The following is a 16,752-nucleotide window of genomic DNA, read 5'->3' as shown; positions in this document are numbered from 1 at the left end:
TGTTTATTTTAGCGCAGAAAAACGAAAAGTTAGGGTTATGAACTCCAAGGTAATTCGACTCATTTTTGCTGGCATCGCATTGTATGCGGCTTTTGTATTTCTAGTGATTTCAGTTTATCCCGATAAACCTGAAAATATGGACTGGAAAGACCGCGAAGAGTATAACCGCGTACAAATTACCAAATTAAAGTTGGGTAGCACGCGAGAAGAGGTGTTGGCCTTGCTTGGTTCGCCTGATATTACCGAAGCCAAACGACAGAATGATAATGCTATTCAAGTGATGTTTTACCGCACCCAGCACGTTCGTGCTGATGGTTTAACCACACAAGATGAATGTACGCCATTATTGTTTGAAAACGAGAAGCTCATTGCGTGGGGCGACGGGGCGTATTCAAGTTACCAGCAAAGCTAACCAAATGGAGCTCAATGATGCTTCTGAGCTTTCGGACGTCCTGCTTTCTCTACCTGCACTTTCCTCGACGCCTCAAGATATCGTTAATACCTGTCTTCATCGAGCTAAGCTTACCCTTTCATTTGTCCAAGCTCACCCCGCCATCCCTTTAGCACTTCAAACATGCACGAGTGATATCGACACCCTCACGCGTCATATGTTGAACCTAGCACTGTATGGCAAACTTAATAACTATAACGACCATTTTTTACAACATATTATTGCGGCCCACTTAGCTACGTATTATTTGGCAGCTTCTAATCTGGCTTCTTCTAATTTGGCCAAGGCATCAAAAAATGAGTCAATCAGTCAAAAAAAAGCGCTGCTTACGTTCATCAACGAGCATCACCTCACGCTGTGGCGACAAATTATTGCGTTGCAAAAAGTGCTTTTCACCTCACAGTCAATAAAGCATGTTGGTGAAGTTAAATTAACGTCACTTCAACGCATATGCCTTGTAACAAGTGTGTTTTCTTACTGTACTGAAAGTCACTCAAGGTCAAGTCTTCTGGCGTTTATCGCTCAGCGTATACCCATGATGCAGCGGACTTTCTTACACCCTATCGCATCACTTATTTCAATACCTTTGCCTGGGGCTAGCGTTTACGTAAAAGCCCACCCCGCTATTGTGATTGATATACAAAAACATCACGCGCTTGTGCATTCACCCAGTAGAAAAGAGGATGAGAAAATACTATGGGTTAAGCGCAATACACTTTTGGCGCCTAAAAACCTTTATCTGAGTTTTGAAGATTTCACTGGTCAATATCAAGCATGTGAGAATGCCCGAAGCGTGAAAGGAGAGCAGTCTTTTTTACCCGCAACCTTCCCTGTTCAACGTCCACCTTCAGCCCTTCTAGAGATTATTGATGAATTGCAAAAAGCGGATGTGGATGTACCTAATTTATGTCAAAAGGTAGAAAAGGTGCCCAGCTTCCAGCAGTTCTTGCTTTTTACTGCTAGCCTAGACAATCGCCTTAAACTCCCCGTAACGAGCCTCAAACAAGCGATACTAACTTATGGTTTGGAAAGAGTGGGCGATATGCTGGTACAACATGCACTTATAGAGCGCTTAACCCAACATCAATATCCACTGCTTGCCATAAGCAAACAATTTACCTCCCTGGCGTGTGGCATTGCTGCGCAGTTAACATCAATAACAAAAACGAAGTTTACTCCTCAATCTGCCGCCCTAGTGACCACCTTTTTGTGTGCCCCCTTATTCACGCTACCTGGATTAAAAGTGGCGACTAAACTACCTGTTAGCCAAAAAGACTACTTTCAGATAGGTAAAGCCTTCAAGGTTAAAGGCGTTTCTTCATGGCATGCTATTTCAGGAGAACTGGCGGAAAATTGGCACCAGAGTGCGACATGGCGAGCGATAATTCACCAATCAGGTCGGCGGCACGCAGAGGTGGCTGCTTCTTTGCAAAAGGAACATGCCATTTTACAACTGTCTTTTGGCCTCGCCAGAGAGTACTTATTCCCGTTGAATGCGCGAGATGCAGCCACTGACAATACCTTCGATACCTTAGTAAAGAGCGTAGCATTAAAAAATGAAGATATTCGCTGCGTAATGGAAAGACTAGGCGAATATCTGTTTTGCCCACTTAATTTGCACGAGTAAAATTAATCTTTACGAATGGCTATAACTTAGCCCCGCTATCGTATAAAATACGCCGCTTAGCGCCGCTTCAAATAACTACCCCTAATTTTCAAAATAATAATAAGATGAGGCGGTCATCTTTGGCGCGTTTCGCTCGCTAAGCTAAAATGTAGTAAACCTAACGATTTTGACAATAGAATTATCAGAGGATCCTTCCACATGACTCAGCAACACATTACAGTCATTCGCGGTGACGGCATTGGCCCAGACATTATTGATGCAACCACTAAAATTTTAGATAAAGTTGGCTGTGATTTTGCCTATGACTACGCAGATGCAGGCTTAGTTGCCCTTGAAGAGCATGGTGAACTTCTGCCACAAGCAACACTTGACCTTATCGCTAAAAATAAAGTGGCACTTAAAGGCCCACTAACTACACCAGTTGGCGAAGGTTTCACATCCATTAACGTTAGCTTACGTAAGCAATTCAAACTTTACGCAAACTTACGCCCTGTGATCTCCTTCAAAGGCACTAAAGCTCGTTACGAAGATATCGATATCATTACCGTGCGCGAGAATACTCAAGGTATGTATTCAGGCCTTGGTCAAGTGGTTTCAGAAGACGGTAACGAAGCTGAAGCGATGAGTAAAATTACTCGTGACGGCGCTGAAAAAATCGTTACCTTCGCTTACGAATTGGCGCGTCGCGAAGGCCGCAAGAAGGTTACCGCAGTACACAAAGCTAATATTTTGAAGTCGACTTCAGGTTTGTTTTTGAAAGTGGCTCGTGAAGTGGGTGAACGTTACCCAGATATCGAGTCTACAGAAATGATCGTTGATAACACCTGTATGCAGTTAGTCATGAACCCACATCAGTTCGACGTGATTGTTACGACTAACCTATTCGGTGATATCCTTTCTGACCTATGTGCTGGACTTGTTGGCGGTCTTGGTATGGCTCCTGGCGCTAACATCGGTGAAGACTGTGCTATTTTCGAAGCTGTTCACGGCTCTGCTCCTGATATTGCAGGTAAAAACTTAGCTAACCCAACATCAGTTATTCTTGCTGCGGCTCAAATGCTTGAATACTTGAATATGGGTGATAAAGCTGAAAAAATTCGTAGCGCATTAAAAGACGTTATTGAAACTGGTGACCGCACTACTCGCGACCTTGGTGGTGAAGCCGGCACTAATGAATTTACTCAAGCGTTGATTGACCGCCTTTAAGGTTAAAAATACGTCATTAATAAAGCGGGCTTCAAGCCCGCTTTTTTGTATCTGTCTCTTACTGCATACATTCTTCCCTCTCCCCCTCCCCGCACAAAAAAAGAAAAAACGCCCTAATTTACTGTTGGCCGTTTAACAAAACTGTCCTAAAACTGGTCTTTTCATATTTCACCCTGTGGGTAACATCAACACGGTACAAATGGTGTACACCCCAAACAAGGAATGACAATGAAAAAACAATTAACAAGCTTACTGGTTCTATCTGCGCTATATATTTACACACCAGCCATATCGGCCGCCCCCCTTGATAATGATGCTTCATCATCAATGGTAAGTGTTGGTATCGCGACAAAAATCGACCTTAATGACGCGAGTATTGAAGAGCTTCAAACTTTGCCTGGCGTGGGTATCTCTAAGGCAAAAGCTATTATTGCTTATCGACAAGATGTTGGGCCATTTTTAGAAGTAGCCCAAATAACCGAAGTAAAAGGGATTGGTGAAAAGATGCTCTCTAAACTGCAAGGCTATGTTGTGGTAAAAGACTGAATAGGACACTCGGTGTTACTCAGTTTGAAAGACACGTACAAAAAAGCGCGCCATAAGCGCGCTTTTAAATAGCCATAATCTTAGAGATTAAGGCTAGAGATATACTCTTTAAATTCTTGACCTAACCCTGGGTGTCTAAGCGCGTACTCTACGTTAGCTTTCATGTAACCTAGTTTACTACCACAGTCATGGCTCTTACCTTTCATGTAGTAAGCATCAACCTGTTCAACCTTCATTAATGCATCAATAGCATCAGTAAGTTGAATTTCATCGCCGGCACCAGGAGGAGTGAATTCAAGCAAGTCCCAAATCTTCTCAGATAGTACGTAGCGACCTACAACAGCTAAATCGGACGGTGCTTCATCAAGCGACGGCTTTTCTACCATTTTGTGTATTTTAGCAGACTCACCCGGCTCTATCGCTGCGCCATCAAGGTCTGCAATACCAAATTTGGTCACATCTTCTTGTGGAACTTGTTCTACCATTACTTGGCTGACACGAGTGGTATTAAACTTAGCAACCATGTCTGCAAGGTTATCTTTTTTCGGATCGCTTGCCGCATCATCAATGATCACATCAGGTAATACTACCGCAAAAGGTGCATCGCCAATTATAGGACGAGCACACAATACAGCGTGTCCTAGACCGTTCGCAACACCTTGACGGATATGCATGATAGTGACATCTTTCGGACAAATTGACTGTACTTCTTCAAGTATCTGACGCTTAACACGCTTTTCCAATGTGGCTTCAAGCTCAAAAGATGTATCAAAATGGTTTTCGATACTGTTCTTACTCGCGTGGGTTACCAAAATGATTTCTTTTATTCCTGCTGCGACACATTCCTTCACGACATATTGAATAAGAGGCTTATCTACCACTGGAAGCATTTCCTTAGGAATTGCTTTTGTAGCAGGAAGCATTCGGGTACCTAGGCCCGCTACTGGAATAACGGCTTTCTTTACTTGACTCATAATTTAATGTCCTTGTACTGATAATCCTCAACCTAAAATGAAGTATGCAATCCACATTCCATACTCACAACTTCATTTTGGCTCGAAACGGTTACGCGTTTATAAAACTTAAAGTTCACTTCATAATGATTTCTATTATAAAAAATAAAAAGCTTCATCATGAAGCACATATTTCAATTCATATCACATATAACTGGTGCTAATCAGCGCAACATCATTGAAAAATAATGTTTTTGAAATAAAAGGATTTGGCTAATCAACGCCCCTTTTTAATTCAGCGTTATGCACCAAAAAATATCACCTGCACATCTTTAGTGAAACCTTACATTCATTAAGCAGTGCTTTTAAAATTCCAACTAAAACCATTGCATAAACAACGTAAAGCCTACTTTATACTAGGCTCTTGAATCTTTCCTTTCTTCGCACTAATACCGTCGGCCAGCCCTTTCAGTAAATAATGCCCACGCTTTTTACCATCTGGAAAGTAGAATCGATTGACAATATAACGTAGCGGTATTGCGGGAAGATGACGGCACTTCCAATAAAGTGGTACATATCCCCTTCGCGCTAAGAGTAATACGTTCCTCATTTGATAGTAAAGTCGAATAGGTGCGCCTTGCTTGAATGTTAGGCCTAGCACCTTTACACGATCATCGCCCTGACGGTGCGGCATGCATACTGATAAAGACTGAAATATAGAAAAACCGAGATTATTGGCGCGCCAGCACCACTCATGATCCACACCGTCTATGAATAAGCCTGTTTCTTTATTTCCGACTGTAGAAAATGCTGAAGAAGATAGCATCATACCTGAAGCAATAATTTGTTTTACTTCTCTAACCTTGCTATCGATTTGACGTCCCTTTTGAACTCGGCCTACGGCAAGCTTACCGGTAAATTGACAATGTATGGAAGGGCCAAGTGCCGCTATTTTATGGGAACGCTCAAGCTCGTGGTACTGAGCTAATAAGTCTACTGCCATATTTACCGTAAATAGACTATCTTGATCTAGCACTACCGCATGTGAAAGACCATTTTTAAATAGATAATTGAGGCCTACATTCTGAGCCTCGGCAATGCCTACGTTTTCAGGATAATGGAAGTACTGGCAGTGAGAAGAAAGCGATAAGACAGTTTTTTCAGGAGAATTGTCGACTAATACAATGGGCCATTCACAGTGCATGAACCCATCGATAAGTGATTGCACATGTTGAATATCAGGGTGATAAAGTACAACGACAATTCCACAGTTCAATGTTTACCAAACCTATCCAATAAATGACGATCGAGTTTATACGCTAATTTAACGACTTTTCCAGGCATCAATCGAAGCGTGAGAACCCCGCACGCATATGCGGCATTGTAAGGCGTTAGCTTTTTCAGTTTAAGCATGGCATTGAACCTTGCTCTAAATTCATTGAGTGATTTACTAAAACCTCTGCGCTTATAAAAGTTGTTTACGCGCCTGAATTTCAATAAACGATCTTTAAGATTTCTAAACACGAAACCGTTAGAAGCCAGGGTTACCCAAAGAAAATAGTCTTGGGTGTTCATTAGGTTGCTGTCGTATCTATAACCTTGCTCAAACACCGTGTAACGTATTACTACGGTAGGATGATTCAGTGAGCACCGTCGTGGCAAAATACTGACAATTTGCTTGTGAGACGAAGGCATGACCCGCGCTCCCACTTTCTCACCGTGCTCGTTTATTTCAGTCAACGCTGACCCCAACACTGATATATAGGCATGCTTTCGCAAATAACTTATTTGCCGAGCGAGTCGAGTAGAAATCGAGATGTCATCCGCATCCATTCTCACGAAGTAAGAAGGGTTCAACGATAGTCCCCATTCGGCCGCCTTGTTCATGCAGCTAGCCAAACCAGGTTTAGTCGCGTTTTGGGCAAGTACAACCCGAAGGTCAGAAAAGGCTTTATCTTTGAGTTTATTCATCATCTTAACGGTAATTTCCCCGTCAATTACAATGATAAAAACAAAATCTCGATAGGTCTGATTGAGGATGCTATCAATTGCTTGTTCTACCCACTCGACCTTGTCCCCCCCATAAACCGCCATAGCGACTAAGGTTTCAACACGTTTTTTCTTATAGTTGTTGTGAAGAATAGAAAGGTTCGAGTCCAAACAGAATTACCAATTTTAAAGCGTTGATACATGGAAAAGTAAAAGAAAAGCGCTTTCTAATCTTATTACACCGGCGTTAGAAATTTGTTTTTAGCATTCAATTTATCAACGCATTAGAAATATTACTCTAACGCTTTTTGATAAAGCGAAGTACGCTCCAAATGTTCTGAATGACGATACTATACAAGACCAGTAGACAAATAAAACCCCAAAACATGGTGTATTCTGGCACTAGGTATATTTCACCCAGGATCCCAATTATGCAATAACAGGCTCCCATGCATAGTATCGCGATGAGAGATTGGCGACTTGATAACCCAGCACGCATGAAAATGTTATGTAAGTGCTGGCGGTCGGGGCGCAGCATAGACTGCCCTTTGCGTGCACGGCGGTACATTATTGCTGCCATATCCATCAATGGCAATCCAACCAACCACACGGCGGTAATCGGTCTAAATGCAGCACTAACACCTTGGGTATGGTCGACTAATAACCATACTATCGTAAGGCCCACGAACATACTGCCCGCATCACCCATAAATATTTTATTTCCTTTAAAGCCCTTCCAACTCAAGTTAAAGGCTAAAAACGGTACGATGGCAGCTACAATAATTAGAGGCTCCATAATGGCAGCGCCATTGCCAGTAGCAATCAGAAAACCCGCTAAAGTAAGCAGAATAACCAGGCTCATGCCCCCTGCAAGTCCGTCAATACCATCAATCATATTAAAAGCATTGATAACACCCACCACGCACACAACAGTAAAAAAATATCCGCCAATATCGAGCGCAATATCGCCACCACCAAAAATATTACCTAAAGACGTGACATAGTTTTGAGCACTCCACGCCATTATTGAAGCTACACCAAATTGACACATTAAACGCCCTTTAGCGCTTAAGTCGAAACGATCATCAAGCATACCGAGAAGTACAACAAAGGCAGAAGCAGTAAAGAATAAAGGATTGTTTTTCATCCAAACATCAGTCGCAACACTCGCGACCAATACCGCCATAAAGATGGCGACGCCGCCAGTTAATGGAATGATGCCCGCATGGCGTTTTCTCGCGCTTGGTTGATCAACCAAGCCAAATTGATGTGCTAGCGGTGTCATCACCACTAACAGAATAAGTGCTACAAAAAACGCAGTAAAAAGAGGAACAAACTGCAAGTACGCTAACATATTAAACAAAACCTCGTGCCACCGCGGCTCATACCACCAGACATCAGTACTTCACTGATTGGTGTTCTTCCAAAGTGTGACATGTGAACCAAATTGGTATCCATATTAATACAACGTCCTTTAACGACCTACCGAGGGCTTCATTCTTTTATTTGAAAAGGATAGGAAAAACCCCCTTATCATAATAAACATTCTGTGTTGTAACCACCCTTAGTGGCAAAAACTTTTGTAACAGGAATAATAATGACTAATTAGCACCAATATTTCGTATAAATTTAAAACAACACGCCTTGAGCGCGCAACATTTTGAACAAATAAACATCCATCGACATGCAATTCGCAATGTAACGCATGACGAAAGCATGTTTTTTTTTGTTCTTATGGTATCCTAGCGCCAAATTGCTATATGGATATGACAGTCAATGTTAAATACGCATAAAGGGGCTTGCTTACTCGTTGCGCTAACCAGCTTACTAGCGGCGTGCAGTAACGTGCCTAAATCGACAACCGCCGATATTCCACTAGTACACGCTTCGCTAGCATACTCTTTGTCTGCCGAAGAAGATGTAGCAATAAGCATTCCAAATTTAAATTCTTCGTTTAGTCAGGGGCAGAGCATTCAAATTATGCTTGAAGGCATTGATTACGAGGCGACTAAATTGTATACCTCGGCAACCGGTAACGACTGCATTCGCTTTCAAGCTACACTTTCTGGCACCCAGTCCAAAAATGAATATACCAAAGACAAGGTTACCGTTTGTAAACGCGACGGGGCGTGGTCCATTTTGAGCCCACTGGTTGCTTCGGCACAAGTAGAAGTAGAAGGAGAATAAGTTGAAGTCGTTACATTTGGTTTCTTTAACTGCCGCAGTCGCACTTTCAATCAGTTTATTTTCTCAAGCAGTTTACGCGCAGAGTGCGGAACAAATAGAACAGTTAAGACAACGCGCCCAACAAACAGGCTCGTCATCAAGCTCTAGTACTGCAGCTGGCGTGTCCCCTCTCAGCGTTCAGAGTCAACGTACACTGCCCGGCGCAGGTAGCGCACAAAGTACAATGGGGCAATTTAGCACTCAGCCAAGAGATGGCCTTTCTCTTCCGGGTGAGCCAACTATTGAAAGTGTTTTCCCCCAACAAAAAGCAATGGCTAACCCACCGTTTGCTGCCAACCTATTTCTTGGCGGCTTCGAGTCAGAAAGAACCACAGGCTTAAACGATAACTACCTGGTTGCCCCTGGGGATAAAATTTCTATATGGCTTTGGGGTGCAATCAATTATTCAGATGTTTCTACTGTTGATAACCAAGGCAACATATTTATACCCAATATTGGCCCAATTCGGGTTGCTAACACGCCAGCGGGTTCAGTAAACCAGACAGTCAGTAGTAAAATTCGTCAGGTTTATACCAACGATGTAAATGTATACGTCAACCTACTTACTTCAACACCTGTGGCAGTCTATGTTTCTGGTCCAATTTTACGTCCTGGGCAATATGCGGGCTTAGCATCTGATAGTGTTCTGTATTACTTGAAACGGGCGGGAGGTATCGATTTTCAACGAGGTAGCTTCCGTAAAATAGATGTAATTCGCAACAACGAAGTTATTGCAACCGCTGATTTATATGCATTTTTCAGGAACGGCAAGCTTCCAAAAGTGTCCTTTAAAGACGGTGACACTATTTTAGTTCGCCCTATCGGCAATACTATTGTGGTAGAAACGGGTGCCCGAAATAGCTTTACCTTTGAGTTTTCAGATGAAGAGCTTACCGGCGAGGTAGTAAACTACTTTGCACGACCGGGTGAATTTGCTTCTCATGCTTCTGTTGCTGGCGTAAGAGAAAATAAACAGTTTGCACGTTACTTAAGCTTATCGGATTTTGAAGCCTTGCCTTTAAAAGCCGGCGATACGGTAGAGTACGTGGCTGATAACGAAGCACAAATCTATCGTATTAATGTAGCTGGCGCATTTTCAGGTGCATCACAATTGATGGTAGACAAAGGCACACGCTTGCTTGATGTGCTTGATCATATTGAAGCTGATACAACCTTGTCAGATACGCAAAATATCTACCTTCTGCGAGAAAGTGTTGCTATAAAGCAAAAAGAAATTATCGAGCAAGGGTTAGAGCGATTAGAGCGCAGTATGTATACTGCTCCTATCAGTTCTACCGGTGAAGGCGCTATTCGCGCACAGGAAGCTCAACTTGTAGCTGATTTTATTGCCAGAGCACGCCAAGTTGAACCCCAGGGTCGTGTGGTTGTGTCTGAAAATGGCGACACTGCGAACATTCTTTTAGAACCTAATGATACGATTGTGATCCCAGAAATTACGGATCTTATTCATATTGGTGGCGAAGTTTTACTCCCTCAATCGGTTGTATTTAACCCTGACGCAGATACTGAAGATTATATTGCATGGGCTGGCGGTTTTACCGAACGGGCTGAAGATGAGCGTATCTTGATTGTGCGCAAAAATGGCAACGTTGCGTTTGCTAATATTGATAATGGTATTTTAACGGCTAACGGCAGTGGCGCTAAATTATTACCTGGCGATCAAATCATTGTGCTGCCGGCTATTGATACCAAGGTGCTTCAGGCAGTAAAAGATATTACGCAAATTGTCTATCAAATCGCCATTGCTGCGAACGTAGCCACAGACTAATTATGGTAACGTTCAAAGAACAAGTTTACGCTTGGAGAAGTGTGATTTTCGCACTTTTCCTGCGTGAGTTTCAAAGTAAGTTCAATGATAAATTTGGGCTAAGCTGGGCCTTTATAGAACCATTTATTTTCATTGCTGCCCTTTCGTTTATAAGAGGCTTGATCAGCGGCGACGATGTTCACTCTATACCATTATTCATATTTATGATGATTGGGCTCGTTGGTCTGCAAACCCTAACCACCAACCTTCAATCAGTGTCCACGTCTATTCGCCGCAATAAACCTTTGTATGCATTTAGGCAGGTTCAACCGCTTGCCGCTGTAGTGACTGCGGGCTTTGTAGAATTATCGATAAAAACCGGAGTGATTGCACTCCTTGCGTTGTCACTTTATCTTTTGGGTGATGGCTTTGAGATTCATGACCCACTGCTGTTGATCACCCTTTACATCCTACTTTGGTTATTCTCTGTTTCAATTGGTTTGGTGTTTGGTATTGCGCTTGCTTTCGTCCCTGAAGTAGACAAAATAAAATCAATGCTTACACGCCCCCTTATGTTTATTTCCTGTGTATTTTTCAGCCTTCAAGATTTGCCCGAATACCTCTGGCCGTATTTCACTTGGAATCCACTAGTCCACTTTAACGAGCTTGCTCGATATGCTTGTTTTGAGTCTTACGGACATAAAGGGGTATCGTTTAGCTTTGTGGTAGAAATTACCATTGTATTCTTATTCTTGAGTCTTTCTCTGTATCACATTACGTGGAAAAAGGTATTGTCACGATGATCAAACTAGAGAACGTGACAAAAAGCTACCCGAGTAAAATGGGGCCCCAATATATATTTAAAAATCTTAACTTTGATTTTCCAACCGAGAACAACGTAGCCATATTAGGTAAAAACGGTGCGGGTAAATCCACCCTGTTTCGCATGTTGGCAAAAAGCGAATACCCCGATAAAGGGCGCGTGCTTACTAATAAAGCGATGTCTTGGCCAGTCGCACTGCAAACAGGCGTGCATCCCCAAATGACAGGCCGTGAGAACACACGTTTCATCGGTCGTATCAATAACGTGGCGTCGTTACCGGAATACGAAGAGAAGGTTCAAGCTTTTGCTGAACTAGATAACCGTTTCGATTTACCCGTGCGGACGTACTCATCAGGTATGCGGGCTAAGTTTGTATTTGCTTGTTGTATGAATATTGACTTTGATATTTATCTTATTGACGAAGCCACTTCCGTAGGCGACCCACTTTTTAGAAAAAAAGCCAGGGCGTCACTTAAAGAAAAAAGTGAAACTGCCGGCGTTATCATGGTCAGTCATGAACTCGATCAAATTCGAGAATTCTGTACCTCTACCGTTATTATCGATGACGGAAAATTATCGTATTACGCTGATCTCGAAGAAGGCATTGACGTGTACACGCAAGATGCAGCTAACAAAAAATCGTTAAAATAGGTTTATTAAACGTGGAAAAAACTCTTACTAAGCTGAATGAACTGATGAAACAGCATAAAACGCTTTTGCTTGTGCTGCCTTGGTTTTTATATGCCTTCTATCTCATTGTATGGGCTGCACCTCAATACGAAAGCCAAAGTCAGTTAATCGTAAAATCAAGTGATGGCGGTAGCAGTTTCGACCCTTCATCTATACTTATGTCGGCAGGCATGGGGTCAAGTGGGTTTAGCAACGAGAGTCAGTTGGTAGAAGCCTATATCAAGTCTGCAGATATGATTAAGTACTTAGACGAAACCATTAACTTAAGAGAACATTACATGTCTGACGAGGCCGATTTTTTTAGCGGCTTATCAAGTTCTCATAAGCAGGAAAGCTTCTATCAGTTTTACTTAGACCACGTTGAAGTGAGTGTAGATTCAGCTTCTTCTGTTATTTCACTTCGTACCCGTGCTTTTAACCCCGAATTCGCGCAAGTTATAAATCAAGCTATTGTGGTAAAAGCGGAAGAATTTATAAACAATATCAACAATAACCTAGCCAAATCAAAGCTTACATTTGCTAAGGGTGAGCACGAGATTGTTGAGCAAAAACTTCAACAAGCTAAAACAGAAATTTTAGGCTTTCAGTCAAAATATAATGTGCTTGACCCTACCGCAGAAGGCGCAGCTTTCCAGCAAATTGCATTTTCGTTAGAAGCCACCTTGGCACAAAAGAAAGCGGAGTTGAGTACCATTTCAACCATGATGTCTGATGCTGCTCCTGAGGTGATTAACATCAAGCGAGAAATTGGTGCACTGCAGAGTGAAATTAATAAGCGCAAAGAGCAGATCAGTACCACTGATCCAGATAGCTCTGATACTGACCTTTCCGTAGGTGAACTTATGGCACAATACAGCAACCTACAGGTTCAGTTACAGTTAGCTATACAAGCATTTTCTTCTTCACTGATTACCCTTGAAAATGCCCGAGTAGAAACCTATCAGAAATTACAGCACTTGGTAACTATCGAGACGCCTACGCTGCCCGATGACAATAAGTATCCCACGGTTGTTTACAACCTAGTCTTATTTGGCGTAATACTTTTATTGCTTTATGGCATCATTCGAATTGTATTAGCTACAATTAGAGAGCTATAACGGACAATACCTTGAAACCTGATTTGTATCGTACTTCGCTGCTATATTCTTAATAGCATTCGTTGTAATACATTCGTTGTAAAAAAGAGTGCGATACAAATTTTCAAGTAAACGACAAGCAGTAGGCGATTCCCCCATATTTTTAGCGCCAGCCCGCGAAAATCATAAAGAGTAACCGAAGCGACAACGCTCAATTTTCAAACAAAACGTGCTTTTGACAGGCTTAAAAGTAGAGTTTATCGCCCAAATCTTGTGTCTTCACTCGAGCTTTAGTATAACGGCTTATCCTTTATTGGACCTATATCAAAAGAGTGTATGCATTAAGCACTCTACTATAACAACCATAATTAATATGGAATGATAACGTGACTATAAAAAAATCTAACGACACCAGCTTTTTCGGCCATCCAGGGGGCCTTCGAACGCTGTTTTTCACAGAAATGTGGGAACGCATGAGTTATTACGGTATGCGTGCCCTTCTTGTTTTATTTATGACAGCCAGCCTACAAACTCAAGGGCTTGGTTTTACGGTAGCCACCGCAGGGGCAATTTACGGCCTTTATACCGGTGCAGTTTACTTTTTAGGTTTACCAGGAGGTTGGTTATCTGACCGTCTCATTGGTGGTAAAAAAGCCGTATGGTACGGTGGTATTATCATCTTCTTAGGCCATGTAGTACTTGCTATCGACTTACAGAACTTATTTTTTGTAGGTTTAATCCTTGTAGCGACAGGTACTGGTCTATTAAAACCCAATATCTCAGCTATGGTAGGGCAGCAGTATGGCGATGAAGATGCTCGCCGAGACAGTGGTTACGCCCTTTATTATATGGGTATCAACATCGGCTCTCTTATTGCCTATTTGGTAACGGGTTATCTACAGGAAAACTGGGGCTGGGATTATGCCTTTGGTGCGGCAGCGATTGGTATGGCTATTGGTCTTATTCAATACTACTTTACCAACTCATCGCTAGCGTCAGACTCAACAGCTCCAACTAACCCTTACACGGGCAGCGCTAAGAAAACCGCGTGGACAGCCGTTATTGCAACCGTAGCCTTAGCTGTCGTTGTTATTGTTCTTGCTCACATGGGGACAATTGTTATTGACCCTCTTGCACTCGCTCAGCAAGTGGCTGTATTTTTCACTGTGGTATTTTTTGCTTATTTTGGTTTTATCTATTTCAAAGGCGCATTAAGCGACAATGAAAAAAGACGCATGTGGGCATTATTTTTAGTTTGTATTGCCTCGGCGTGTTTCTGGTCAGGCTTTGAGCAAGCCGGTTCATCTTTAAACTTGTTCGCTCAAAACTATACCGACAGAGCTTTATCCGCTGGTTCAATTTTCACGTCATGGTTCGGGCTTTCTACCATTCCAACCGTATGGTTCCAGCTTTCTAACTCGCTATTTATTATTATCCTTTCGCCTTTCTTCGCTGCGCTTTGGATTAACCTTGCTAAGCGTATGATTGACCCTTCGTATACCCTTAAGTGTGCAATTGGTCTTGTGATTATGGCAACAGGCTTCTTGGTAATGTTTATGGCCTCTCAGTACGCTGCTCAAGGTTTAAAAGTAGCCCCAATGTGGTTGGTCACTACTTACTTCTTACATACTGTTGGTGAGTTATGTTTAAGCCCCGTTGCACTTAGTGCGGTAAGTAAACTATCGCCTAAGCGTTTTGCTGGTCAAATGATGGGGGTTTTCGTTCTAACCTACTCTATCGGTAACATTATTGCCGGCCTATTGTCAGGTAATTTCGATCCTGAAAATGTAGCCGAAATGCCTAACCTTTACCTACAAATCGCGTTGTTTAGTATTGCTATCGGTATTGTGATCGCACTGCTGAGTCTCAAATCACGTTTTTGGGAAAAAGCTGGCGTTGAGTCCCAAGCCTAAGTTGATTAATAGAAAATAGGAACAGGTGATTAAATTTTGCTGAAAAGAGCTCATTAGACCAATTACGGTTTGAACCTTTCCTGCAATCACCTACAATAACCGCCGTTACACAATATGTGTCGGCGGTTTTTATTTGAGTACGCTATGAAATTTTATTTTTCCACCCGAAATATTCCTCAGCTAAAAGGTCTCCCTCTTACTGAACGCGTTAAGCGTTTAGACAGAGCAGCTTCACGAATGACCGTTCCAGAAAAAACACTCATGAACGTGCTCAAGCTACTGGTTTTCATACCCGCTTTTGTGCTTATATTACAAACCGCATCGAACTGGACATCACTGTTGTGGGCGGGACTCGTATTTCTTCTGTACCCGCTTTTAGTTAAGCCTATACAACATTCTATCTGTGCTAAATATTTGGCACCTAATTCAGACAAGGAGCATGCATGAAAACCATCTTGGTTACCGGTGGCGCAGGATACATTGGAAGTCATACTGTACTTCAACTACTCGAACAAGATTACAGCGTTGTTGTCTTGGACAACTTGGCGAACTCGAGCGCAAAGTCACTGAGACGTGTTGAGGCTATCTCAGGAAAATCCGTCACTTTCGTTCAAGGTGATATTCGCGACACTGCCGTGCTTGATGGTATATTTAGCGAGCATACGATTTATGCGGTGATCCACTTTGCGGGCCTAAAAGCCGTAGGAGAATCGGTTCAGCAGCCCCTGTCTTACTATGAAAATAACGTTTATGGCACGCTTACCCTGTGTAAATCAATGCAAAAGCACAATGTTAAGAATATTGTGTTTAGCTCCTCTGCTACAGTATATGGCGATCCTGCAGCCCTTCCATTGCGCGAGGACATGGCTACTGGACACCCAACCAACCCTTACGGCATGTCTAAGTTAATGGTAGAGCATGTGTTGGCTGATTTGTTTGTGTCAGACAGTGAATGGAACATTGTGCTACTTCGTTACTTTAATCCTGTAGGCGCACACGCATCAGGTAGCATTGGAGAAGATCCAAACGGTATACCAAACAACCTAATGCCTTATATTTCACAAGTCGCTACGGGAAAATTAGAAAAACTCAGCGTATTTGGTGACGATTATGATACCCATGATGGTACTGGTGTACGTGATTATATTCACGTAGAAGACTTGGCAAATGGGCACTTAAAAGCGATTGATAGAATTGCTTTAAATATGGGCCTTGATAAATATAACTTGGGAACTGGTCAAGGTTACTCAGTGTTAGATATGATCAAAGCGTTTGAAAAGGCATCGGGTAAAACAATCCCTTATGCTATAGCACCGCGCCGTGGAGGCGATGTAGCTGCATGTTACGCAGACCCAACTAAGGCAGCTACTGAACTTAATTGGCACGCAGAGAAAGGCTTAGAGGCCATGTGTGCAGACACATGGAATTGGCAATCACAAAACCCTCAGGGCTATCCTAAAGCTTAATCAGCCTATCGCATATTT

Annotated in this window: 16 protein-coding genes; 12 read left to right on the top strand and 4 right to left on the bottom strand. The window is 42.4% G+C overall.

The features are described 5' to 3' along the window. Positions 1-37 precede the first annotated feature (37 nt). The 4 genes from KYS23_RS01755 to KYS23_RS01740 all read left to right on the top strand — a co-directional run bounded on the left by KYS23_RS01755 (position 38) and on the right by KYS23_RS01740 (position 3,830). Positions 38-412: a DUF3192 domain-containing protein gene (locus KYS23_RS01755; RefSeq protein WP_129736873.1), complete on the top strand. Its 375-nt coding sequence runs from the start codon at positions 38-40 to the stop codon at positions 410-412. Then, complete coding sequence (locus KYS23_RS01750; protein ID WP_218417968.1) at positions 369-2,078, top strand: histidine kinase; 1,710 nt, start codon at positions 369-371, stop codon at positions 2,076-2,078. Before KYS23_RS01755 ends, KYS23_RS01750 begins: the two co-directional genes overlap by 44 nt. A gap of 198 nt (positions 2,079-2,276) precedes the next feature. After that, the gene (locus KYS23_RS01745) at positions 2,277-3,284 is read left to right on the top strand and encodes an isocitrate dehydrogenase (RefSeq protein ID WP_013785212.1); all 1,008 of its coding nucleotides are present in this window, start codon (positions 2,277-2,279) and stop codon (positions 3,282-3,284) included. A gap of 228 nt (positions 3,285-3,512) precedes the next feature. Next, positions 3,513-3,830, top strand: a complete 318-nt coding sequence (locus KYS23_RS01740) for a ComEA family DNA-binding protein (protein WP_159529180.1) — start codon at positions 3,513-3,515, stop codon at positions 3,828-3,830. An 80-nt stretch (positions 3,831-3,910) separates the two neighbouring features. Here KYS23_RS01740 and galU read toward each other — a convergent pair whose 3' ends face one another. The 4 genes from galU to wecA form a co-directional block, all read right to left on the bottom strand. After that, complete coding sequence (gene galU / locus KYS23_RS01735) at positions 3,911-4,804, bottom strand: UTP--glucose-1-phosphate uridylyltransferase GalU (RefSeq protein ID WP_159529178.1); 894 nt, start codon at positions 4,802-4,804, stop codon at positions 3,911-3,913. Positions 4,805-5,189: 385 nt separating this feature from the next. Then, complete coding sequence (locus KYS23_RS01730) at positions 5,190-6,059, bottom strand: glycosyltransferase family 2 protein (protein WP_159529176.1); 870 nt, start codon at positions 6,057-6,059, stop codon at positions 5,190-5,192. Further along, positions 6,056-6,943, bottom strand: coding sequence for a glycosyltransferase (locus tag KYS23_RS01725; protein WP_159529174.1), 888 nt, complete (start codon positions 6,941-6,943; stop codon positions 6,056-6,058). The genes KYS23_RS01730 and KYS23_RS01725 overlap by 4 nt, the downstream gene beginning before the upstream one ends. Positions 6,944-7,070: 127 nt before the next feature. Then, positions 7,071-8,126 (bottom strand): UDP-N-acetylglucosamine--undecaprenyl-phosphate N-acetylglucosaminephosphotransferase, encoded by a 1,056-nt coding sequence (gene wecA, locus KYS23_RS01720; RefSeq protein WP_159529172.1) that lies wholly within the window; start codon positions 8,124-8,126, stop codon positions 7,071-7,073. A gap of 422 nt (positions 8,127-8,548) precedes the next feature. On the opposite strand from wecA, the gene KYS23_RS01715 reads away from it, so the two are divergent. The 8 genes from KYS23_RS01715 to galE all read left to right on the top strand — a co-directional run bounded on the left by KYS23_RS01715 (position 8,549) and on the right by galE (position 16,734). Continuing rightward, the gene (locus tag KYS23_RS01715; RefSeq protein WP_218396094.1) at positions 8,549-8,959 is read left to right on the top strand and encodes a hypothetical protein; all 411 of its coding nucleotides are present in this window, start codon (positions 8,549-8,551) and stop codon (positions 8,957-8,959) included. 16 nt (positions 8,960-8,975) lie between these two features. Beyond that, positions 8,976-10,787, top strand: coding sequence for a polysaccharide biosynthesis/export family protein (locus tag KYS23_RS01710; RefSeq protein WP_246604279.1), 1,812 nt, complete (start codon positions 8,976-8,978; stop codon positions 10,785-10,787). Between the two features lie 2 nt (positions 10,788-10,789). Next, on the top strand, positions 10,790-11,569 hold the full coding sequence (locus tag KYS23_RS01705) for an ABC transporter permease (RefSeq protein WP_159529166.1): 780 nt from the start codon (positions 10,790-10,792) through the stop codon (positions 11,567-11,569). Then, complete coding sequence (locus KYS23_RS01700; RefSeq protein WP_159529164.1) at positions 11,566-12,240, top strand: ABC transporter ATP-binding protein; 675 nt, start codon at positions 11,566-11,568, stop codon at positions 12,238-12,240. The genes KYS23_RS01705 and KYS23_RS01700 overlap by 4 nt, the downstream gene beginning before the upstream one ends. Before the next feature lie 11 nt (positions 12,241-12,251). Continuing rightward, positions 12,252-13,376 carry a KpsE/RkpR family capsule polysaccharide export protein gene (locus tag KYS23_RS01695; RefSeq protein ID WP_218396098.1) on the top strand — a complete coding sequence of 375 codons (1,125 nt, stop codon included), beginning with the start codon at positions 12,252-12,254 and terminating at the stop codon, positions 13,374-13,376. Between the two features lie 371 nt (positions 13,377-13,747). Next, positions 13,748-15,268: a peptide MFS transporter gene (locus tag KYS23_RS01690; RefSeq protein WP_218396278.1), complete on the top strand. Its 1,521-nt coding sequence runs from the start codon at positions 13,748-13,750 to the stop codon at positions 15,266-15,268. A gap of 144 nt (positions 15,269-15,412) precedes the next feature. Continuing rightward, a complete protein-coding gene (locus tag KYS23_RS01685; protein ID WP_057796321.1) occupies positions 15,413-15,715 on the top strand; it encodes a DUF6170 family protein in 303 nt (100 codons plus the stop codon). Then, positions 15,712-16,734: a UDP-glucose 4-epimerase GalE gene (gene galE / locus KYS23_RS01680; protein ID WP_218417967.1), complete on the top strand. Its 1,023-nt coding sequence runs from the start codon at positions 15,712-15,714 to the stop codon at positions 16,732-16,734. Before KYS23_RS01685 ends, galE begins: the two co-directional genes overlap by 4 nt. The last annotated feature ends 18 nt before the right edge of the window (positions 16,735-16,752 follow it).

This window comes from Alteromonas lipotrueae (assembly GCF_019249255.1).
Classification (GTDB): Bacteria; Pseudomonadota; Gammaproteobacteria; order Enterobacterales; family Alteromonadaceae; genus Alteromonas; species Alteromonas lipotrueae.
The sequence above is the reverse complement of the archived record's forward strand: the minus strand, read 5'-3'. Positions and strand labels throughout refer to the sequence as shown.